Source organism: Caballeronia insecticola (assembly GCF_000402035.1).
GTDB lineage: Bacteria > Pseudomonadota > Gammaproteobacteria > Burkholderiales > Burkholderiaceae > Caballeronia > Caballeronia insecticola.
On sequence record NC_021289.1, the window covers coordinates 272525 to 294018 of the forward strand.

A 21494-nucleotide genomic window follows, 5' to 3' on the forward strand; every position below is an offset into this window, starting at 1 on the left:
GGCAAATCCTTAAAAGCTGCATGTGTCTGGCTGGCGTCGCTCCACTATCGAATAGAAAGAGAGGAGACGGATGATGTCCAAGATCAAGACGTGGCGGGGAATGAGTGCCGCCGTTGCAACGGGTTCGGCGATGGCGGTAGTGAGTGTTTCGCCCGCAGCGCACGCGGCGTCGGAGCCGATCAAGATCGGCGTCATCAGCGAGGAGTCCGCGGTTGCGGGCGCCTCCATCAGCAAGGCCGCGCAACTCGCGGCGGAAGAGATCAACGCGCACGGCGGCGTCGACGGCAGGCAAATCCAGATCATCGCGTATGACGACCACTCGTCGGCCTCCGACGGCGTGCGCGCGTTCCAGCGCGCGGCGAGTCAGGACAAAGTAGTGGCGATCATCGGCAGCTATATCAGCGAAGTGGCGCTCGCCATGGAGCCCTGGTCAGCGCGCCTGAAGATGCCGTTCATTACGCCGGGCGCGGCCAGCAACGAGATTTCGAAGCGCGTTCACGACGACTACAACAACTACAAATACACGTTCCACGGCTGGATGACGTCTGCGTTCATCGCGCAGTCCATCTGCGATTTCTCGCATGACGTGCTCGTCGGCGAGTTCAAGATGAAGACGACCGTCGTGATGAGCGAAGACGCCGCGTGGACCAAGCCGCTCGACGAACGTTACCTCGAATGTCTGCCCAAAGCCGGGCTCAAGGTACTCGATCACATTCGCTTCAATCCGGATACGTCGGACTTCACGCCGATCTTCAATCAGATCGAGGCGAAGCATCCGGACACCATCACGACCGGCATCAGTCACGTCGGCGTGCAGCCCACGGTGCAATGGCACGATCAGCAAGTGCCCATTCCGATGAGCGGTCAGAGTTCGCAAGCCACGACAACGAGCTTCTGGAAAGACACGAATGGCGCAACCGAAGGCGTCATCACGGCATCCGCCGCGGCGCCCGGTGTCGCGATCACGCCGAAGACCGTGCCCTTCATCGATGCCTACCAGAAGCGCAATGCCGGCGTTTCGCCCGCGTATGACGGCTTCACGAGTTACGACCTGGTGTACATCATCGCGGATGCGATTCATCGCAATCAGGGCTCGACCGATCCCGACAAGATGGTCGATGCACTCGAGAAGACCGACTACGTCGGCACGATCGGACGCTGGCAGTTCTACGGCAAGAACGATCAGTTCACGCATGCGCTGAAGTACGGCGAAGGCTATATCACCGGCATCAATTTGCAATGGCAGAACGGCAAGCAAGTGGCGATCTGGCCGAAGTCCGTCGCCAATGCGAAGGTCAGGTTCCCGGCCTTCGTGAAGGTGCAGGCGGCGGCGAACTAGGCGTCTGACATGCGCCCGGCGGGCCTCGCGACGCATGTTGCGGGGACCGGTTCCACGTTGGCATCGACATCGAAGGCCGCCTATGTTGCCATTGCAGATTCTTATCGACGGGTTCGCGATCAGCTCGCTCTATGCGCTCGGCGCGATCGGCTTCACGCTGATCTTCGGCGTGTCGGGCGTGCTGAATCTCGCGCATGGCGGCGTGATGCTGATTGCCGCGATGCTCGGCTGGGCGCTCGCAGGCGAGGGCGGTCTCGGCACGTATATCGGCACGCCGCTCGGCGTGCTGTGCGGCATGGTCGCCGCGTTCGTCACGTACTTCATGGTGGTGCGGCCCATTCAGCGTTCCACCGCGATTCCGCGTGAAGAGAAGGAGATCTTCGTGCTCACCGGCACGCTGCTGTGGGGCATCATGATCCAGCAGGGCATGGCCTATCTGTTCTCCGACAATCCCATCACAATGCGCCCGCTCATTCCCGGCGTCGCGAGCGTGGCGGGCGTGCGCGTGCCTTATAACGAGATCATGATCGCTGTCGTGTGCTGGATCGTGATCGGCTTGTTGTGGCTCTTCGTGAACCGCACGAAAGCGGGCAAGGCGTTGCTCGCGGCATCGATGAATCCGCGCGGTCTCACGTTGCTCGGCTTCGAACTCTCGCGCATCTATTTGCTTGCGTGGACGCTCTATGGCGTGCTGGCGGGCATCGCGGGCGTGCTGCTCGCGTCGTTTCTCGGCGTGAGCACGAACAACACGGGACAGCTCACGGCAAGCGCGTTTTCCATCGTCGTATTGGGCGGGCTCGGCAGTGTTTCAGGCTCGTTGATGGCGGCGTATGTCGTGGGTTATCTGGAGACCGTGACCGCTTATTTGATCGCGCCGACGTTGCGGCCATTGCCCGCGCTGCTGCTGCTCGTGCTCGTGGTGTATGTGCGGCCGCAAGGCTTTCTCGGACGGCGCTGATCATGAAAGACATGTTTCGTTCGCGTCTGATATGGGCAGGGATAGTGCTCGCGGTCGTCGCCGTGACCCTGCCGTGGTGGCTCACCGGATACATTCTCGGCGTGCTGACCGTCGCGTATTACTTCGGCGTGTTCGCGATGTCGTGGGACTTGCTGTTCGGCTTTGCCGGCGAGGTCAACTTCGGTCCGACATTTCTGATCGGACTCGGCGCCTATTCCGCCGCGATATTGAACGCGCATGCCGCCGCGCCGATCGCGATATGCGTGATGGCGGGCGGACTCGTCGCGCTTGTAGGCGGCTTGCTGCTCGCCGTGCCCGCACTGCGACTGCGCGGTCCGTATTTCGGCCTCGTCACGCTCGTGGCGGTGCTGCTTCTGCAGAACGCGATCGTTATTTTCGCGGGTATCACGGGCGGCGAGATCGGCATGATGGTGCCCGATGTCCTGTCCGTCGATGCGAGCTACAACTACTGGATCGCGCTCGCGTTCCTGATTGTCTGCGCGATCATTTTGTTCGGGCTGTCGCGCTCGGCTATCGGTCTCATTCTGCAGGCGAGCGGACAGGATACGGTCGGCGCGCAGGCGCTCGGCTTCAATGTGGTGAAGCATAAGCTCGCGGCGTTCTGCATCAGCGCGGTGTTTTCCGGCGTCGCGGGCGCGATGCTCGTGTTCTATCAGGGCACGGCATCGGTGAGCACGGTCGTCGATATCGGCATCGGCGTGCAGATCATTATCGCGGCGGTGCTGGGCGGACGGCGCACGATACTCGGCGCGGTGCTGGGGTCGATCTTTCTGATCGTCGCGGGCGAGTTTCTGCGTCCGCTCGGGCAAATCAATACCTTCGTGGTCGCGGCCGTGGCGCTCGCGGTCATTCTGTTCTTCCCCGATGGCTTGCTCGGCAACCTCCTGCGCGTCAGGGAGCGCGAATGAACGAATCTCCTCTGCTCTCCGTGCGCGGTCTGACGAAACGCTTCGGCGGTCTCGTCGCGGTGAAGGACATCGGCTTCGATATCCGGCCCGGCGAGATTCTCGGCTTGATCGGTCCGAACGGCTCCGGCAAGTCGACGGTGATGAAGCTCATCATGGGCATCGAGCGGCCCAACGCGGGATCGATCAAGGTCGATGGCGTCGAGATGGCCGGCTGGCTTCCGCATCGTATTGCGCGCGCGGGCGTGGGTATCGTGTTTCAGCATTCGCGGCCGCTGCATCGACAGACCGTGCTCGAACACATCAAGCTCGCGCTGCTGCCGGATTCGCTCTTGAAGCTCGCCGCCGATCCGCATGTGAATCGGCGCGCACGCGAGATTGCGGAGCGTGTGGGGTTGAGCAAGGTGATGCATCGTCATCCGGCGACGCTGCCGTTCGCCGATCTGCGTCGCATGGAAATGGCGAAGGCGATTGCGCGCGATCCGCGTGTCGTGCTCGTCGATGAACCGTTCGCCGGTCTCACCGCAGCGGAATCGGAGACCTTCTCCGAGCTGATACGCGGCTTTCGTGCCGAGGGGCGCGCGGTGTTGCTCGTCGATCACAACGTGAAGAGCCTGGCGGCGCTCGCGGATCGCGTGCTCGCGATGTATCTCGGCGAGTACGTAGCCGAAGGCACCGCCGAAGAAGTGATGCGGAACGAGACCGTGCGGCGCGTTTATCTCGGCGGCAAGATCGAGGCGCGCGAGCGCGGCACGGAAGTGGTGAGCAGCAAGCCGTCGATACTGGAAGTCGAGCACGTCGGCGTGTTGTACGGCAAGGCGCGCGCGCTGGACGACATCAGCATGCATGTGCGCGAAGGCGAGTTCGTGTCGGTGGTCGGCCTGAACGGTGCGGGCAAGACGACGCTCTTCAACGCGATCTCCGGACTCGTGCCTTACGAGGGAACCATTCGCTACGGCACACGCGATCTGAAGGGCATGAGCGGCGCGGCCATCGCGCGTGCGGGCATCGTGCAGTGTCCGGAAACCCGCGAGCTTTTCGGGGATATGACGGTGCGCGAGAACCTCGATCTCGGCGGCTATCATCTGCCGGACAAGACGCGCGCGGATCAACTCAAGTGGCTCTTCGAACTGTTTCCGATTCTCGAATCGCGTCAGGTTCAGACGGCGCGCACGCTTTCAGGCGGCGAGCAGCAGATGCTTGCGATTGCGCGCGCCTTGATGATGCAGCCGAAGCTCTTGATACTCGACGAACCGACGCTCGGTCTCGCGCCTGTGATTCTCGAGCAACTGTCGAAGGCGATGGAACTGCTGCAAAAGACCACGCCCATCACGGTGCTGCTCGGCGAGCAGAACGTGACGTTCGCGCTGCCGCATGCCGATCGCGTGTATGTGCTGGAGCATGCGCGCATCGTGTGGGAAGGCAGCCCGTCGCGCTTCGAAAAAGAAATGGGACGCGGCTTTCTCGAAGCGGTGCCATCGGCGCCGGCGCAAACGGCGCAAGCAAGAGCGTGAGCCATCCATAAAATTAGAAATACAGAAGATGTGATCGCTACGTCTTAAGTCTTTACGCCACAAAGTCCACTGAAGATATGTGATGTTTCGCACGGTGCGGAGCGTCGAAAGCGGGCATTTCTTACGCCTGTAAAGCGATGCACAACATCGCCTTGCGATGAATCCGGCCTGAGCGTGAAGAAGCCGCAGCACACATTCGACAACGCGCAAGACCCGCTCTAAGCGATTTGAATCTCTTCGATCGAGAGAAGGCTGCGCCATGAACATTGTCGTGCTGTTAAGCGTGGTTGCGTCGCTTATGTGGAGCGTGCGCGCAACGGCGGCGGGATGCGATTTTTCGAATCAGTCGCTGTCGTTTGCGGGCGATGAGATCACGCAAGCGCGATGTTTGCTGAGACCGGTGATGAAAGGCGGAAGCCTCGGCGCGCGATTGAATCCGTTGCCGCCGCCGTTCGAGCATTTCATCGGTCAACCGGTCGGCATTACGCCCGACGAGTTCCTCGCACTGCTCAAGCAACTCGACATTGCGCCGAATGCGCTTGGCGGCGCGGTGACGCAACCGCTGTCGCAATCGTCTGCGCCGGGACATCCGCAGGCGCGCTATTTCGTCATCCACGATACGAGCCTGAACGTATGCACCGATACCGGGCAGTTCGCGCGTTCCGAAGATGCGGATGCATCGTGGAATCGCGCATCGCGATGGGCCAACGACGCCAACGCGCATCTTTACATCACGCGTGACGGCAAGCTCGTCGCGCCGCAAGGGCGCATCTTCAGCGTGCCGTGGCGCGCAACGAAGCTCGAGGCCAACGCCGGACCGAATTCGCGCGGCTTGTTTCTGCACGTCGAGAACGTGCAGTTGCGTATCGCCGAGTTGAAGCCCGGCGACGCCGCGATGGTGAACGGCGACTGTCGCAACGACCGCATCGCGCAGACGCCCGGCTTGTCCGATGCGCAAATGCAGAAGCTCGCGCTGACCTATATCGCCGCAAGCGTGCGCGCGAAGAAGTGGCTCATTCCTGCGTATCACGCGGCCATCGACGATGGCATCTCCAACGGACACGACGACCCCCAGCACTTCGATCTGACGCGCTGGGGAACGGTGATCTGCTCTTATCTCGATCGCATGGGCAAGGCCTGCTCATAGGAGTGTCGAACATGTCGAAGATCGTTTCGATTCTCGCTGCGTCGCTGATGGCGTCGCTCGTTCACGCGGAAGAGTGCGCCGATATCGCGCAACGCGTCGCGCAACTCGACTTCTCGAAGGCCGCCGATGTTCGCGCGAACGATCACGCGACGTTCACGGACCTCTACAAGGAGTGCGATACGCACAACACGTTCGGCGGCAAGGCATTGCCCACGTTCAAGGGACGTCCGCTGAAATGCTCCACCGATCCGAATCGCGTGGCGTCCGTGGTTCAGTTCGCCGACAAGACGGTTGCGTTCAAGGCCAAAGCCGCCGTCGATGCAGACGGATCGCCCGCCGCGTGCGGCCCACAAAAGAGCGCGACGGATCAGTGCCAGACGTGGTTCACGTATGGCGCGGGCAGTACGCGCCATTTCATCGATGCGGAGCAGGTTCCGTTCGTGGTGGTGCCGCTGGATGCGCCGTCCGGCTCGATCTCGTTCATGAAATCGACGGGCATCGGCAAAGGCGATCTCGCCGTGGTGATTCGCGGCAATCAGTGTGCGTTCGGCGTGGTCGGCGATGCAGGCCCGTACTTCAGGCTCGGCGAGGCATCGGTTGCCGCGCATGCGGAGCTGGGCAATCCGCAATGCGCCGGGTCCGAGCGTCCGTGTACGCGTCTGCGTGGCGGAGGCGGCGGTGTGGGCATTGGTTCTAACGTCACCTACATCGTCTTTCCGCATTCGCGTCCGGCATCGTTGACGGCGGAGAACATCGTGCAAGTGACAACCGCGGGCGCTAAGGAAAGGCTTGAGCAATTTCTTGGCGGTAATGGCGCGGCTTCGCAATGAATTTCGATGCAGCTAACGGAGGCCACATGCAAAGCAAATCGATATCGAATGCGTTTCACAAGCACGCGCGATGGTTTGGCTGGTTCGCCGCGCTTGGCACGTGCGGTTGGCTCGTCTCGGCACATGCACGCCTGCCTTCAGCATCTCCCCCGGAACAGATGCTCGACGATGCAACGCTCGATACATTTCTCACGCAAGGAGGGTGGAGCCCCACCGCCGACGATACGGCCGGCCCGACGCAGCTTCAGGCGAGCTTCGTCAAAGGACTTGTCGATGCCTACGTGAAGAATCCATCGGACCCTAAAGCGATATCCGCGCTCGGTCTTATCGCGCTGTCGCAATCGGTCGCGGAATGGGGCGTCGAGCCGCCCGATGGTTTGCCTGCCGATCCGGTCGGTAACAAATGGCGCGGCGTGAGCGGCGGAGACGGCAAGCGGCTGATGGCTTATTCGAAGGGCGGCATCGGCATTGCGCATGCGGACAGCGGCTTGCTGTCCGATTTCATCAAGCATATTCAGGCGACCAAAGGCGATTCGCTTCCCGAGGCAGCGCGCTTTTATCGGCTAAGAGGCGTGAATTTCGACGTGCTGTATGCCAACGGCGGACACTGCAAGAAGCCATCGACCGTCATAACGAACGATCTCGATGACAAGCCGTTCGGTTACAAGGAATACGGTTATGCAGGCGACGGATATTGCAAAACCTATAACAACGGCAAGACCAATGAAGCGGACTGGCGCATCTTTCGTCACGACATGAGGCTCGTGCTGCGCGAGAAAGAAACGCAGGCATGGCTCGTCGACAACTGGCTCTCGCGCTACTGGTGGCCGTCGTATCGCAAGGTTGCGACGGAAGAAAGCAGCACGATCGCCGATGTGCTCGTGAACTCGCGCATCAGGAATTCTTCGCCCGGGACAGCGGATTGCGCGCTCGTGCAGGCAAGGGGAAGCGCGGATCGCGTTCGTGCGCAACTGGTCGCGTATGCATCGCCGACATGCAAGGGCAATCCGCGCCATAAGGAACGTTGGCCTTATATGTTGCGAGCAGTGGAACTCCAGAAGTTTTACGCGCAATAGCGCCGAACACGCGCCGCTAAACACGCAAGGGGTGTTGCGTAAAACGCGACACCCCTTGCTTTACGCTGCGCGTGAGGATATTGGATGTGTTAAAAAGCCGCGTGCTTTTTTACGTTGCGCCGAAAAGATTCTGTATGCAACGCCTTAAAGACTTATGAAGGCAGCGCTAGACAGGAGCTTGAAAGGCGGCGTGAAAGCTCACCAGAAATAATCAAAAGAGACGTCTTCGACACATCATGAAAATCATCACATCGCGTGCCTTCGCAGGCATCGGCGCATCGCTCATCGCACTTGCCTGTCAATCCGCGTTCGCGCAAAGCTCGGTCACGCTGTACGGCGTCGCCGACGTGAGCGTGCGCTATCTGACCAACGCCAACGCCAATAACGACGGCAAGCTGTTCATGACCAACGGCGCCATTACCAACAGCCGTATCGGTTTTAAGGGCAGCGAAGATCTGGGCGGCGGCCTCAAGGCGATCTTCCAGTTGGAAAGCGGCGTCGAACTGGAAAACGGCCAGTACTCCGACAGCGCGCGCGCCTTCAACCGCGCGGCATTCGTCGGCTTGTCGAGCCGATATGGCACGCTCACGCTCGGCCGTCAGAAGACGCCGCTGTTCGACATGCTCGGCGACACTTATGATCCGCTTACCGTCGGCAATTACTTCGAGAACGCGTGGCTGCCGGTGGCATTGGGCGCGGGTCTCTATGCGGACAACGCGGTGAAATACAACGGCACGTTCGCGGGCCTGACGCTCGGGGCGATGTACTCGTTCGGTACGAACTACACGGCGACGGGCGCGGGCGGCTTCTCGGGTCAGGTGCCGGGCCACCTCGGCGCGGGCAACATGTACGGCTTCACGGCATCGTATGCGCTGGGCGCGCTCGCTATCGGCGGCGGCTATCAGCAGAACAGCGACAACGCGAACAACAAGCAGAAGATCTGGAACGCCAACGTCGTCTATACGATCGGCCAGGCGAAGCTGTACGCGGGCTATCTGCATTCGACCGACGACACCGGCTTCGTCGACAGCATCCTGCAACAGCGCGGCCTCGTGTCCGGCACGGATATCCTGAAGGGCTCGGGCCGCCGCGACGACGGTCCGTTCGCAGGCATCACGTATCAGGTCACGCCCGCGCTGCTGCTGACCGGCGCGTTCTACTACGACCACATGAAGAACGCGGCCATCGGCGGCGGCGCGACCGGCAGCGGCAATCGCTATACGGGCGTGGCGCTGGCGGAATACGCGCTGTCGAAGCGCACTGAAGTGTATGGCACGGTGGACTTCAACAAAGTGACCGGCGCGGCCGAAGTCGAACTGCCCGGCCGCTCGAATCAGACGGGCGTATCGCTCGGCTTGCGCACCATCTTCTGATCGTGCTTCAGCGCACGCGCAGCGTATAGCGCGTGCGCTGACGATAAATCTCGCCGGGACGCAGAACGGCGTGCGCGCTGTCCATGTTGATCTCGTTCGGAAAGCCGCCTGCTTCGAGACACAAGCCCGCATGTTTGCGATAGCTCGATCCATCGCGCGCGGGCACGCCTTCCAGATAATTCCCCGAATAGAACTGCAAGCCGCGCGCATCGGTGGCGACGCTCAGTTCGCGTCCACTCGACGGATCGAACAGCACGGCGACCGTGCGCGGTTCATCGGCGCGATCATCGTTCAATGCATAGCAATGATCGAAGCCACCCGCGAGCGCGAGTTGTTCGTGCGATGCATCGAGACCCACGCCGATCGAACGCGGCGTGCGCAGATCGAAGACGCTGCGCGCCACGTTTTCGCGCGCGACGGGAATCGAGCTTGCATCGATCGCGAAGTAACTGTCAGCCGCAATCGCGATTTCATGATCGCGAATGTTCGCCTGCGCGCCTGGTTGGCCGCTCAGATTGAAATACGCGTGGTTCGTCAGATTGACGGGCGTGGGCGCATCGGTGCGCGCTTCGTAGTCGATGGATAGCGTGCCGTCGTCGCTCAACGCATAGCGCACGGTCACATCCAGATTGCCCGCAAAACCTGACGCGCCCGCGGGCGATGTCAGCGTCATCACCAGCGCGCCATCGGCTTCATGCACGCGCCACATCTGCCGATGAAACCCCGCCGATCCGCCATGCAGATGATTCGCGCCTTCGTTGCGTTCGACTTCATGCGCGACGCCATCGATCGTGAAGCGCGCATCGCGAATACGATTGGCCCAACGCCCGATGATCGCACCCATGAACGCGCGGCCATGTCGATAGTCTTCGGGCGTATCGTGGCCGAGCAGGACATCGGCTATGCGTCCGTTGCGATCGGGCGCGTGCCATGAAACGAGCGTCGCGCCCAGATCGCTGATATCGATGCGCATGTCCGATGCATTGCGCAAGGTGTAAAGACGCGCATCGCCCCACGCGCGCATGTCGATAGTGGCGTGTACGGTCATGGGCGTGCGGCCACTTCGTCGAGATGGAGCAAAAGATCGGCGGGATCTTCGTACACGCGCAGCGCGCCGGAACGTTCGAGTTCATCGCTGCCATAACCGCCCGACAGCAAGCCGACGCCGAGCGAACGGCAACGGCGCGCTGCGAGCATGTCCCAGATGCTGTCGCCGACAACGACCGTATTTTCTATCGGCACGTTCAGTCGGGCGGCGGCGGCAAGGAACAGATCGGGATCGGGCTTCGCGTACTTCACCTGATCGCGCGTGACGACCACTTGCTTCGACGGATCGACGCCCAACGCTTCGAGATTGACCTGCGCCGTCTCCATGCGCCCGCTCGTCGCAATCGCCCAGCGCGTGCCGGCCTGCGTCAGCGCATCGAGCAGTTCGCACGCGCCCGGCAGCGGACAAACCTGCGCGCGCAGCCGCGTGTACGCCTCCGCATGCAGTTGCCGCAGCCGTTCGACGCGGTCCGCGCTGATCTCGCCATGCGTCTCGCGCAGCAACTGATTGGTGAAGAGTCCGCCGCTCATGCCGATCTTGCGGTGAATGCGCCACACCGACAATTCGATGCCTTCGGCGTCGAGCGCTTCCTTCCACGCCAGAACGTGCTGATAAACACTGTCGACGAGCGTGCCGTCGAGGTCGAACAGGAATGACGTTTCAATGCGCATGGTCCGCTCCCTTTTCGATTGACTGTCTGTCTGCATGATACGCACTCTCGGCTGCGCGTTTTGCAGGCTTTTGAACGCCGTGATCCGCCGCAAGTGCGATAATGAATGTCTGCGCCCTATGGCGGTATGCGCGCGGAAAACGCGCATGAAACACCCGAATTTTGCAACGATAACGCATGACGGAGCTTATTTTGACCCGCATCGACAATCCCTCCCGCGATCAGGAGGCAGGCGTGGCCGACGCCACGCAAGACACGACCCGCATCGACGACACGCGTATCGGCGCGGTGCGTCCGCTGATCTCGCCCGCGCTTCTGCTCGACGAACTGCCGGTCACGCCCGGCGTGCAGACGCTCGTCGAAGACAGCCGCGCCGCCATCGCCAATATTCTGCATGGCCGCGATGACCGGCTCGTGGTCGTGGTCGGCCCGTGCTCCATTCACGATCACGATCAGGCGATGGAATACGCCCGCCGCCTGCGCGTCGTGGCGGAACAACTGCGCGACGATCTCTTCATCGTGATGCGCGTGTACTTCGAGAAGCCGCGCACGACGGTCGGCTGGAAAGGCTATATCAACGATCCGCGTCTGGACGGCAGCTTCCGCATCAACGAAGGCCTGCGCCGCGCGCGCGAACTTCTGCTCGACATCAGCGGACTCGGTCTGCCGACCGCAACCGAATTCCTCGATTTGCTGAGCCCGCAATACATTGCCGATCTGATCGCGTGGGGCGCCATCGGGGCGCGCACGACCGAGAGCCAGAGCCATCGGCAACTGGCGTCGGGGCTGTCGTGTCCCATCGGCTTCAAGAACGGCACTGACGGCGGTGTGCAGGTCGCATCCGATGCCATCGTCGCAGCGCGCGCGAGCCACGCGTTCATGGGCATGACGAAGATGGGCATGGCCGCGATCTTCGAAACCCGCGGCAACGACGACTGTCACGTCATTCTGCGCGGCGGCAAGAAGGGGCCGAACTACGACAGCGAAAGCGTCGCCGAGGCATGCGCGTCGCTGGCGGCGCTCGGCCAGCGCGAACAAGTGATGATCGACTGCTCGCACGCCAACTCGAACAAGTCGCATCTGCGTCAGGTGGATGTCGCGCAGGACATCGCGCGTCAGCTGGAAGCAGGCGAGCGGCGCATTACCGGCGTGATGATCGAGAGCCATCTGGAAGAGGGCCGTCAGGACCTGAAGCCGGGCGTGCCGCTCAAACACGGCGTATCGATCACCGATGCGTGTCTCGGCTGGACGCAGAGCGAGCCGGTGCTCGAACTGCTCGCGCAAGCGGTGAGAAAGCGCCGCGCGGGCTGATGGTTCGCGATGCGCCTGTCGGGTTCGACAGGCGCATCGCTACGTTCTAGCGTTACCGTACCGCCGCCGCATTCAACGCATTGATCAACGCGAGCGGATCGAACGGCTTGCGTAGCTGAATGGCTTTCGGCAACGCGCGCCGTTCATCGTCATTCAAAGCAAGGTCGTAGCCGGTCACGAACACGACGCCGAGTTCCGGCATCTCGCGGCACGCCTCGATCGCAAGCTCGACGCCCGATTTCCCCGCGAGATCGACATCCGTCAGCAGCAACTCGAAGCGATGCTCTCGCAGCAGCGTCAGCGCTTCCTCTACGCTGCACGCTTCCATCAGATCGAGCCCGAACGTGCGCAGCAATTCGGCGCTGCTCGTGCGCACGAGTTCGTTGTCTTCGACGAACAGCACACGCATGCGCGACACGGCGTCGGCTCCAACGGTATCGACCGCATCGGGCACGCTGGCATCCACATCGGCATCCGCTGTGGCCGGCGCCGCATCCCGCACGCGCAGTCCGAGCACATAGCGCACCTTGCGCGCGAGCGCTTCGTGCGTATAAGGCTTGCTCAGCAGATCGATGCCCTCGTCGAGCCGTCCCGCATGCACGATGGCGTTGTCCGTATATCCCGACGTGAACAGCACCGCGATACCCGGCACGCGCTCGCGCGCCTTGCGCGCCAGTTCGGTGCTGCGCAGCGGCCCGGGCATCACGACATCGGTGAATAGCAAATCCACCGGCACGCCGCTCTCGACGATGGCCAGCGCGCTCTGTGCATCCTTCGCGCGCAGCACGCGATAGCCGAGTTCGGCCAGCATTTCGACGACGGTCGCGCGCACTTCTTCGTCGTCCTCGACCACGAGGATGGTTTCGCTGCCGCCTTTCGCGGGACCCGCATCGATGCTCGTTTCGAGGTCTTCCTCCTGACGCGCGCGCGGCAGATAGATGCGCACCGTCGTGCCGATGCCTTCCTCGCTATACACCTTTACGTGGCCGCCGGATTGCTTGACGAAGCCATACACCATCGACAGGCCGAGCCCGGTGCCCTGACCTTCGCGCTTGGTCGTGAAGAACGGCTCGAACGCGCGCTCCTGCACTTCGGGCGACATGCCCGAGCCCGTGTCCGTCACCGCGACCATCACGTACTGGCCCGGCGCGACGTCGGCGTTGCGCATCGCGTAGGTTTCGTCGAGCCACGCGTTGCCCGCTTCGATCGTGAGCCTGCCGTGGCCTTTCATCGCGTCGCGCGCGTTGATTGCGAGATTGAGCAGCGCGTTCTCGACCTGAAACGGATCGACGAGCGTATTCCACAAGCCGCCCGACACAACCGTTTCGATCTCGATGCCGTCGCCGAGCGCGCGGCGGAACATGTCGTCGAGACCGCGCACGAAGCGGCCCAGATTGACGACCTTCGGCGCGAGCGGCTGACGCCGTCCGAACGCGAGCAGTTGCGACGCCAGATTCGCGCCGCGCGCGACGCCCGCGAGCGCGTTGCGCACGCGTTGCTCGGGCTTGTCCTGCCCGGCGACGTCCTTCGCGAGCAACTGGAGATTGCCGCCGATCACTTGCAGCAGGTTGTTGAAGTCGTGCGCGACGCCGCCCGTTAATTTGCCGATGGCTTCCATCTTCTGCGCCATGCGCAGCGCCTCTTCGGCGTGACGCAGTGCGTCGGCGGTTTCGCGGTCGGACGTGACGTCGCGCCCGACGCCGTGGATACGTCGCGTGCGCGGATCGAGCGAGACGTTCCACGCGATCCAGCGCCAGCCGCCGTCCGAGCGCCCGAGCCGGCATTCGTAACGCGCGGGCGCGCCGCTCGCACGCAGGTGCTCGAGTTCCGCGGCGGCAAACGCCGCGTCGTCCGGATGCACCAGATCCATCACCGTGTGCGAGTGCAGCCGCTGCGAGTCGAAGCCGAGCAGGGTGGTCCATGACGGGCTCACGCGCAGCAGCGCGCCCTCGAAGCTCGCCACGTAGAACAGGTCTTCGCTCAGTTCCCACAGACGGTCGCGGTCCGCGACGGCATCGGCGACGCGCCGCTCCAGCGTCTCGTTCAGCTCGCGCAACGCTTGCTGCGCCCGGGTGCGCTCGGCGATCTCGTCCTGCGCCGCCTGAAAAAGCCGCGCATTGTCGATTGCGATGGCCGCCTGCGCCGCGATGCCCGCGAGGATTCGCTCCGAGCGTTCCGTGAACACGCCCGGCTCCGGATGCCCGAAGAACAGGCCGCCGAGCACTTCGCCCGTGCGCGACATGACCGGCGCGGCGAGATAGCTGCACACGGCGAGATGGCCCTTCGGCATGCCTTGATGCGGCGCGTTCCGGCCGTAGCGCGGATCTTTCGTGATGTCGTCCGAGCGCACGATGCCGACGCCCTCGAAGGTCGGCCCGAACACGGCGGTGTTGCGCGGCATCGGAAACTGGGCGAACGTGTCCTTCGGCACGCCCGACAGCGTGTAGAGCGTGTAGCGGCCGCCTTGTTCGTCGATGACGTTGTAGAAGAACGAGCCGAACGCGGCGCCGGTGAGTTCCGTGGCGGCATCGACGACAACTTGCACCGCGCGGCTCAGTTCGAGCTCGCCCGCGACCGTCGTGCCGACGCGATTGAGGATTTCCAGCGTGCGCGATTCGTCGCGCAGTCGCTGCTCGGTCTCGTGCCGCAGCCGCGCGAGCCGCAGATTGCTCGCCACGCGCGCAAGCAGCTCGCGCGCGGAAAAGGGCTTGGTCAGATAATCGTCGGCGCCGGCTTCGAGGCCGTCCATGCGCGCCTCCTCGCCCGCGCGCGCCGACAGCAGCACGACCGGCGTCTCGCGCAACGACGCGTCCTCGCGCAGCGCCTGCAAGAGGCCGAAGCCGTCGAGGCGCGGCATCATCACGTCGGAGACGATCACTTCGGGCGGCGTTTCGCGGGCCAGGGCGAGCGCGGCTTCGCCGTCGGCGGCGACCATCACGTCGTGACCCGCGCCGGCCAGCATGCGGCGCATGTAGTCGCGCAGATCCGCATTGTCGTCGACGACGAGCACGCGCCCCGACAGCGCGTTCCGGGCGGCCTGTGCACCGAGCGGCGCGTCTTCCTCGTTCGCCACCGCGCCCGCGCCGGGCCGTTCGTCCGCGTCCGGCATCCAGCGCATGGCGGCATCGACATAAGTGCGCGCGCGTACGCTCGCTTCGGCGCGCGGCGAAGCGTGGCGGACGGCGTCGGATTCGCGCAATTCCGGCAGCGCGACGATGAAACGCGTGCCCGCGCCCAGCCGGCTCTCGACGCGAATCGTGCCGCCGTGCAGCTTGACGAGTTCCTGCACCATCGCGAGACCGATGCCGCTGCCTTCCAGCGACCGTCCCGCCGCGCCCGCCACGCGATGAAAGCGCTCGAACACGCGCGCGAGTTCGTGCTCCGGAATGCCGATGCCCGTATCGCGCACGCTCAGCTCGACGCCGCGGCCCGCATCCGCGTGCAGCGAAATCTGGATGACCCCGTAGAACGTGAACTTGAACGCGTTCGACAGCAAATTCATCACGATCTTTTCCCACATGTCGCGGTCGACCGTCGCGACGATGGGTGTCGAGGGAATGTCGATGTCGAGGCGCAGCCCCGCCGTCTCGATCGCCGAGCGGAACAGCGACGCGAGCTCGGCCGTGAACCCGGCGATGTCGGTCGGCTGGCGATGAATCTCGATGCGCCCGGCCTCGATGCGCGAGAAATCGAGCAGCGCGTTGACGAGCTTCAGCAGCCGCAGCCCGTTGCGATGCATGATCTCGACGACCCGCCTGTCTTCCGGATCGATGCGTCCGGGGCTCGCGAGCAGTTCTTCGAGCGGCCCGAGCATCAGCGTGAGCGGCGTCCTGAATTCGTGGCTGATGTTCGAGAAGAACGTGGTCTTGGCGCGGTCGATCTCGGCGAGCGCTTCGGCGCGGCGGCGTTCTTCGTCGTAAGCATGCGCGTAGCCGATAGCTGCGCCGATCTGCCCCGCGACGAGATTCATGAACGCGCGATAGCCTTCGTCGAAGAGCCGGTACGGGTTGAGCGCGGCGATCAGAACGCCCGCGCGCCCCGTTTCGCCCGACGGCGCGACGGGCAGCAGCACCGCGCTCTCCGGCGCGACGTTCCACGCGCCCGTGGGCAGCGGGACATCGAACCGCTGTTGCAGATTCGACAGGACGCGCGGCTGGTTGTCGTGCAGGACATCCTGAAACGGCCACGGGTCAGCGTGTGCGGCATGCAGGATTGCGGGCGCGGCCGGGTGTCCCGGCTCGATGCCGCACGCGCCGACGAGCGTCGCCGTCTCGCCGCCCGGTTCGGCCGCATAGAGCAGCGCGAAGGGCATGTCGCGCGATGCGCTGTCGAGCGCGTTCATCGACCGTTCGCACGCCTCGCGCCACGTGCGCGCATCGGCGGCGGACGCCGCGAGTTCGCGCAGCGCGAGCAACTGGCGCTCGCCGAGCACGCGCTGGGTATCGTCGCTGTTGGCGCAGATGATGCCGCCCGCGCCGCCGCGGTCATCCGGAACCGGGCTGTAGGAGAACGTGTAATACGTTTCCTCGGGGAAGCCGTTGCGCTCCATGATGAGCAGCTTCTGTTCGACGAAGATGCCCTCGATGCCCGCGAGCGCCGTGTCGAGCAGCGGACCGATCTCGTTCCAGATCTCGCGCCAGACGAGCGAGGTCGGCCGGCCGAGCGCGTGCGGATGCTTGCCGCCGATGATCGACTTGTACGCGTCGTTATAGAAGAACAGCAGGTCCGGCCCCCAGCCGACCCAGATCGGCTGGCGCGAGGTCAGCATGATGCGGATGGCCGTCTTGAGGCTCTGCGGCCAGTGCTCGGGCGCGCCGAGCGCGGTCTGCGTCCAGTCCGCATTGCGGATGAGCGCGCCCATTTCGCCGCCGCCCAGGAGGAAGCTCGGATCGGCCCCGTGCGTCCTCGAATCCGCGATCAGATGGTCAGCTTTCATCGACGCTGGGTCTCCTCGGCCGGTCTCGATGTGGCGACTTAAACATTCCAGGTTGGCCGCTCGCGCGGACGGCCCGAACGGCCCGCGTGAGCGATGTCGAATTCTCGCATGGAAATATGCTTTCGTTGTACCCCGCCGCGTGCGCCGCAAGCCCATGGGTAAAGGCGCTCGGGGTATCGCGATGGGATCGTCAACGCAGGCGTACGCACACACGCCCATCCCGCACGGAACGCTTTTTGCTGAACCCGATGCGAAGCAACGCGAATACTTCTCCCAGCTGGCCGATAGTCGAGACCATGTCCAAACCGATGCCGAAAACCACGCCAACATCAGGAGCAGGGTCGCACGAAGGCTTCGATATCTACGCATCGTACGTGGTGAATGCGACGGGCCTGCACATCGGCACGCTCAAGGTCGTCAGGAAGCGCGACAAGCGCGTGCTCTATCCGTTCGATGGCTGCGAGACCATCGGGCCGTTCGAATCCAGCGAGGATGCGCGGCGCGCGGCCGAAGCGCTCGGCCTGCGGATCGTCGCGGCGGATATCGCCAATCCGGAGCGTTAGCGTCGCGCCGATGCGTTTTGTCGCGAATGTCCTATGACACTTGCTATGGGTAAGAAGCCCCGCAACATCGCGCGGCGATCGGCAAGAACCGCCCGCGCTTCGGGGAAAACCCCAGCATCGCGATCGTCCTAGGACATGCGAGGCGGGCGGCATGCGTCTGTATCTTGAACTCAAGGCGGTGCATGGCGCGCGCACTTGGGCGCGGCACCGGTCACTGACGCATCCGGGAAACGACTATGAGCTATGTGCAACCCTCCACCACGCAAGGCGACCAGACGGCGCAGGCGCCTGAGCGCGGACCGATCAGGCGCGCGATGGCCGCATCGGCCATTGGCAATGCGACCGAATGGTTCGATTACGGCATCTACAGCTACGGCCTCACCTATATCTCGGCGGCGCTCTTCCCCGGCAGCACGGCGCAAGCCACGCTGTTCGCGCTCGCCACGTTCGCCATCTCGTTTCTCGTGCGTCCGCTCGGCGGGCTGTTCTGGGGGCCGCTCGGCGACAGGCTCGGCCGCAAGCATGTGCTGGCGCTGACCATCATCATCATGTCGATGGCGACGCTGCTCGTCGGCGTGTTGCCGTCGTATGCGAGCATCGGCATCTGGGCGCCGGCCTCGCTCGTCGTGCTGCGCATGATTCAGGGCTTCTCGACCGGCGGCGAATATGGCGGCGCGGCCACGTTCATGGCCGAGTATGCGCCGGATCACAAGCGCGGCTTTTGCGGCAGCTTCCTTGAATTCGGCACGCTCGCGGGCTTCTCGCTCGGCGCGTTCCTGATGCTCGGCTGCTCGGTGCTGCTGGGCAACGACGCCATGCACGCGTGGGGCTGGCGTCTGCCGTTTCTGGTCGCGGCGCCGCTGGGTCTGATCGGCCTGTATCTGCGTTCGAAGATGGAAGACACGCCCGTGTTTCGCGAGTGCGCCGAAGCGGCGGAGCGCGAGCATCACACCGGCGTGAAGCTGGGCGAACTGTTCGCGAACTACTGGAAGCCGCTGCTTCAGCTCGGCGGTCTGGTCGTGGCGCTCAACGTGGTGAACTACGTGCTGCTCGCCTATATGCCGACTTTCATGAAGAAGGAACTCGGCATGAGCGACAACCTTTCGCTGTTGCTGCCGCTGCTCGGCATGTTGTCGATGATGGTGTTGCTGCCTTTCGCGGGCGCGCTGTCGGACCGTATCGGCCGCAAGAAGGTGTGGTGGCTGTCGCTCGTGGGCATTTTCGTCGCCGCCGTGCCGATGTTCACGCTGATGTCGCATGGCATCGCGGGCGCGTTGATCGGCCTCGGCGTGCTGGGCTTGCTGTACGTGCCGCAACTCGCGAGCATTTCGGCGATGTTCCCCGCGATGTTCCCGACGCAGGCGCGTTATGCGGGCATGGCGATCGCCTATAACCTGTCGACGTCGATCTTCGGCGGCACCGCGCCGATGGTCACCGACTGGCTGATCGGACGCACGGGCAGCACGCTGGTGCCGGCTTACTACATGATGGGCGCGTGCGCGGTCGGCGCGGTGGCGTTACTGTTCGTCACGGAGACGGTGGGATGTTCGTTGCGCGGGCGGGAGATTCCGGGGCGGCGTGCGGTCGAGTCGCGTGATGTTGGTTCGCTGCCCAATGCGCACGATGCTTGGCCGGATCATCATCACGCTTGATGGTGATGGCTTGGAGATAAGCACGGCCCGGTGTGGAAGCGCCGGGCTGTGTTTGTTTTCGATCGCTTCTTTCATGAAAATGGAAAAGCCACCCGAAGGTGGCTTGTGCTCGTGCCGGTCGCAGAAAGCCGCCTCGAGGGCGGCTGCTGGCTAGCCCGTTCTGACCTTTGGCTCGCGAACGAAGACAGCCCGAAGAGATGTCACAACCTTCCTCATCGGAGAGGTGATCTTCCACGACGTAGATTCTTCGATGTCGCTCAGCCGCGCCCGCAGCGCCGCGTTTTCCAGCTTGATCGCAATGACATCGGGCGACTCGTCACCTGGGGCGCGACTGTTGGACGCCTGTTCGCCTTGCACTTTGCGGATAAGGTTTGTCCGAATGTGAAAGTATTCGTCCTTCGAGTATTCGGGCAACCAGTCATCGCCCATGGCCGTGAGGCGCGCATAAAACTCGAAGCCCGCACTTTCGACCGATTCGATCTTGAATTTGAGCAGCCCGAGAACTGAAAGATCCAGTACAAACAGTTCAAAGAGTGAAGGCGTCAGCGTCCAGCAGTGGGCATCGTTGTATTGTCGGTCACCCGTGCTGATCTGCGCTGTCCAGAAATCGAAGCCATATTGAATGTTGTTGGTCGGCTCTATCTCTGAACTGTTGACTGCCAATCCAAAGGCTCCCGAGCCGTTGTAAAGTGCCCCGAGCTGATGCGCCTCGAAAACCTGCTTGAGCGTCGGCTTCCGGCGTTCGTCGAAGTATGCTTCAAGCCAGTCGCCCAAAGAGCTATGCGGCCTGAAGTGGTCGAAGCATCCGCGCTTATCCGGAATGGCCATCGACAACACCCCGCCGCGCCGCAAAACGTGACTGCAACCCTGCAGGAATTTTATCGGGTCGGGGACATGTTCAAGATTATGCGAAGAGATGATGTAATCTATCTCTCCCAGCAAGCCTCTATCTGAAACGATCGACTCGATTTCGACGGATGATCCGACAAGGTCGACACTTTCGATTTGAGATAGCTGTTGACCGGAAACGCTTTTGTCCTCTGATGCCTTGGATAGAAGCGTCTCCGTATCGTAAACATCAAGCGAAAGACAATTGAAACCGTCCTGCTTCGGAGCGACAGGATTAAACCACGGGCCAATCTCGATGCCCTTCTGATCTCGCGTAACACCATTGAGAATCTTAGCTATCCTGTCCATTTGCGTGCCGTCCACTGTGAGGAATGGTTGAAGGCATTCTATCCTGTTCAACGCGCCCTGACGGTTATTGGCAGGGAACCCATCAAGGCGAGCCAATACCGACCGTCAGTTCTTCAAATCGTTTCTCTCCGCTTTCCGAGTCCTTCTGCACCGCCTTAGTTTCCCCTCTGTTTTTTGTCCTTAGAGACCCTCAAGAACCAATCATGACCAGACCGAGATCGCGGAGCGCCTTGGTGCGCCCATGCCCTATCAATCGAGCTAAGCACGGCGCAAAGCAACTGCACGCGAGAACGCCATTCTGGATGGTAAATCTGTATTCCCTTAGCTGTGCCACAGAGGCCATGGGCTTTCCGATCATTCTGTGCATGGCAGAGGCCAGCGCTGTGCCTGCAAACAGGAATTCGCGTTGGTAGCCCCTGACCGAAAGAAAGAGAAGCTTGCGGCGATCAAAGTGAGTTCCGTTCAGGCAACGCAGCAAAACGTTATCACGGAAGACCACGAATCGATCGCAAGTAACGCGAACTACGCCCTCACGGCAGAGACCCCTCACTGAGACCGACCAAAGGTGCAGCAGAGAAGAATCACGCACAGCGAGCAGCCCACGTCGCCGTTCCTGAGACCTTTTTCCTATCCTTGTGAAATCCACGGCCCTGACCCGAAGAGCCGTACCGGGGTTTCGAATTACGCTGACGTAGGGAAGCTGGCGGGGCGTCTGGAAAAGGAGGCTTGCCCAGTCTCGGCCTTCGGATGATGGCTCGACTCGGCCGCGAGCATGCGTTCGGCCAGTTGCTTATTGAGTTGGCCGGCCAGGCTTGATTCGCCCAAGACCGATTCGGCATCCTTGCCCCGAAACCTGTGCAAGCAATTGGTCAATTGGCTCATCGGGAAACAGCTTTGTTGTCTTGAGACTCTTGGGCTTCTAAGTCACGGTTGCGTCGGTCATTGGAAGTTTAA

The 21494-nt window shown here is 62.6% G+C and carries 15 protein-coding genes and 1 pseudogene; 11 read left to right on the top strand and 5 right to left on the bottom strand.

The annotated features are described in order from the left end of the window. The first annotated feature begins 70 nt into the window (after window positions 1–70). From BRPE64_RS25890 to BRPE64_RS25925, 8 genes are all read left to right on the top strand, one after another. Window positions 71–1339, top strand: a complete 1269-nt coding sequence (locus BRPE64_RS25890; RefSeq protein WP_016347909.1) for an ABC transporter substrate-binding protein — start codon at window positions 71–73, stop codon at window positions 1337–1339. 82 nt (window positions 1340–1421) lie between these two features. Continuing rightward, window positions 1422–2297, top strand: coding sequence for a branched-chain amino acid ABC transporter permease (locus BRPE64_RS25895; protein WP_016347910.1), 876 nt, complete (start codon window positions 1422–1424; stop codon window positions 2295–2297). A 2-nt stretch (window positions 2298–2299) separates the two neighbouring features. Then, a complete protein-coding gene (locus BRPE64_RS25900; RefSeq protein WP_044043298.1) occupies window positions 2300–3226 on the top strand; it encodes a branched-chain amino acid ABC transporter permease in 927 nt (308 codons plus the stop codon). Further along, entirely contained in the window at window positions 3223–4737 is a 1515-nt protein-coding gene (locus BRPE64_RS25905; RefSeq protein ID WP_016347912.1) for an ATP-binding cassette domain-containing protein, read from the top strand. The genes BRPE64_RS25900 and BRPE64_RS25905 overlap by 4 nt, the downstream gene beginning before the upstream one ends. Before the next feature lie 259 nt (window positions 4738–4996). Then, window positions 4997–5884, top strand: coding sequence for a hypothetical protein (locus BRPE64_RS25910; RefSeq protein WP_016347913.1), 888 nt, complete (start codon window positions 4997–4999; stop codon window positions 5882–5884). Between the two features lie 11 nt (window positions 5885–5895). Beyond that, window positions 5896–6714 carry a glycoside hydrolase family 75 protein gene (locus BRPE64_RS32015; protein WP_144063542.1) on the top strand — a complete coding sequence of 273 codons (819 nt, stop codon included), beginning with the start codon at window positions 5896–5898 and terminating at the stop codon, window positions 6712–6714. Window positions 6715–6740: 26 nt separating this feature from the next. Continuing rightward, window positions 6741–7790 carry a hypothetical protein gene (locus tag BRPE64_RS25920; protein ID WP_144063543.1) on the top strand — a complete coding sequence of 350 codons (1050 nt, stop codon included), beginning with the start codon at window positions 6741–6743 and terminating at the stop codon, window positions 7788–7790. A gap of 236 nt (window positions 7791–8026) precedes the next feature. Then, a complete protein-coding gene (locus tag BRPE64_RS25925; RefSeq protein WP_016347916.1) occupies window positions 8027–9163 on the top strand; it encodes a porin in 1137 nt (378 codons plus the stop codon). 7 nt (window positions 9164–9170) lie between these two features. On the opposite strand, the gene BRPE64_RS25930 is transcribed toward BRPE64_RS25925, so the two are convergent. Further along, window positions 9171–10211 (bottom strand): aldose epimerase family protein, encoded by a 1041-nt coding sequence (locus BRPE64_RS25930; RefSeq protein ID WP_016347917.1) that lies wholly within the window; start codon window positions 10209–10211, stop codon window positions 9171–9173. Then, window positions 10208–10882 carry an HAD family hydrolase gene (locus BRPE64_RS25935; RefSeq protein WP_044043299.1) on the bottom strand — a complete coding sequence of 225 codons (675 nt, stop codon included), beginning with the start codon at window positions 10880–10882 and terminating at the stop codon, window positions 10208–10210. The genes BRPE64_RS25930 and BRPE64_RS25935 overlap by 4 nt, the downstream gene beginning before the upstream one ends. A gap of 191 nt (window positions 10883–11073) precedes the next feature. Here BRPE64_RS25935 and BRPE64_RS25940 point away from each other — a divergent pair, with 191 nt between their 5' ends. Beyond that, on the top strand, window positions 11074–12192 hold the full coding sequence (locus BRPE64_RS25940) for a 3-deoxy-7-phosphoheptulonate synthase (protein ID WP_044043690.1): 1119 nt from the start codon (window positions 11074–11076) through the stop codon (window positions 12190–12192). Between the two features lie 52 nt (window positions 12193–12244). Here the strand turns inward: BRPE64_RS25940 and BRPE64_RS25945 are convergent, their stop codons facing one another. Next, window positions 12245–17128 carry a response regulator gene (locus BRPE64_RS25945; RefSeq protein WP_016347920.1) on the bottom strand — a complete coding sequence of 1628 codons (4884 nt, stop codon included), beginning with the start codon at window positions 17126–17128 and terminating at the stop codon, window positions 12245–12247. A 308-nt stretch (window positions 17129–17436) separates the two neighbouring features. Between BRPE64_RS25945 and BRPE64_RS25950 the strand changes: the two genes are divergently transcribed. Then, window positions 17437–17691: a DUF6723 family protein gene (locus tag BRPE64_RS25950; RefSeq protein ID WP_016347921.1), complete on the top strand. Its 255-nt coding sequence runs from the start codon at window positions 17437–17439 to the stop codon at window positions 17689–17691. A 236-nt stretch (window positions 17692–17927) separates the two neighbouring features. Further along, window positions 17928–19343 carry an MFS transporter gene (locus BRPE64_RS25955; RefSeq protein WP_016347922.1) on the top strand — a complete coding sequence of 472 codons (1416 nt, stop codon included), beginning with the start codon at window positions 17928–17930 and terminating at the stop codon, window positions 19341–19343. 150 nt (window positions 19344–19493) lie between these two features. On the opposite strand, the gene BRPE64_RS25960 is transcribed toward BRPE64_RS25955, so the two are convergent. Then, complete coding sequence (locus BRPE64_RS25960; RefSeq protein ID WP_051180552.1) at window positions 19494–20540, bottom strand: class I SAM-dependent methyltransferase; 1047 nt, start codon at window positions 20538–20540, stop codon at window positions 19494–19496. A gap of 726 nt (window positions 20541–21266) precedes the next feature. Then, window positions 21267–21432: pseudogene (locus tag BRPE64_RS33825) on the bottom strand (IS256 family transposase); the annotation flags it as partial. Between the last annotated feature and the right edge of the window lie 62 nt (window positions 21433–21494).